This window comes from Kineococcus glutinatus, assembly GCF_039542765.1.
In the GTDB taxonomy this organism is placed as follows: Bacteria; Actinomycetota; Actinomycetes; order Actinomycetales; family Kineococcaceae; genus Kineococcus_A; species Kineococcus_A glutinatus.
Map to the genome: position 1 here is coordinate 1 of NZ_BAABIL010000905.1, position 1,070 is coordinate 1,070.

Here is a 1,070-nt window from a genome sequence, read left to right on the forward strand (position 1 = left end):
CCCGCCAGCGCCCTGGCCAGCGCCGGGCCGGGGTCGTGGACGTCGAGCACGCTGTGCCGGGCGCCGGCGGCCGCGCCCAGGGTGACGGCGAGGTCGCGCCCCAGACCGCCGCGGCGCTCGGCCAGCGCCCGGCGCACGTCGGCGCTGCCCCACTGGTAGCGCACCCCCGCCCGGGCCCGCACCGGCCGCACCGGCCGGCCCACCGCCAGGTCCGCCCACACCGCGGGCAGGTTCGCGCCCGCCGCCACCGCCAGCGACAGGGAACCGTAGAAGCGGCCGTTGAGGTCGATGAGCCGGGCGGTGCCGTCGGGTTCCTCGACGTACTGCAGCTCCGCCAGGCCGAACCAGCCCAGCCCGGCCAGCAGGGCCGACGCCCGCGCCGCCAGCTCCTCGTCGACCTCCACCGTGCGGGCCCGCGAGCTCGCCCCGGCCCCCGGCGGCCAGATCCGCGCCGCCCGCTGCATGGAGTCGGCCACCACGCCGTCCGGGCCGCGCACCGCCGAGTACGCCACGAGCTCACCGGTGTGCAGGACCTGCACCTCGCCCTCGCCGCCCAGGCCGCGGATCTCCGCCAGCCGGCGCCGCACGGCGCTGCGACCGGTGACGACGGTGGTGTCGATGCGCGGCGGCGCGCCGGGCACGTCCGGGCGGGCGTGCAGCCGGGCCTTGACGATGACGGCGGTGCGCTCGTCCGGCACCTCCTCCGCGGTGAGCACCTGCGGCACGGCGATGCCCGCGGCCGAGGCGGCCCGGGACAGCTCCACCTTGTCCAGCGCCCGCAGCACCCCGGCGTGCGGGCCGTGCGGGAACACCGCGCCCAGGCGGTCGCGGTGCGCGGACAGTGCCAGCACCTCCGCCTCCCCCGCCCCGAACACCACGTCGTAGCCGCCGGTGCGCACGAGCGCGGCCACCGCGTCGGCCAGCTCGGCGGCGGGCGTGCCCGGCGGGGGCACGCGGTGGCGGGCCGTGCAGGCGCGGGAGGTCGAGGCCAGCCCCCGCCCCTGCGGGCTGGCGACCCCGACGCCCCAGCCGCCCGCGGCCAGCGCCAGCACCGCCGGCAGGGCCCCGCG

1 protein-coding gene is annotated in these 1,070 nt (G+C 80.6%); it reads right to left on the reverse strand.

Going from position 1 to position 1,070, the window contains the following annotated elements:
• Nucleotides 1–1,070: ATP-grasp domain-containing protein (locus ABEB16_RS22485; RefSeq protein ID WP_345714369.1), on the reverse strand; the 1,070-nt coding region annotated here is incomplete at both ends.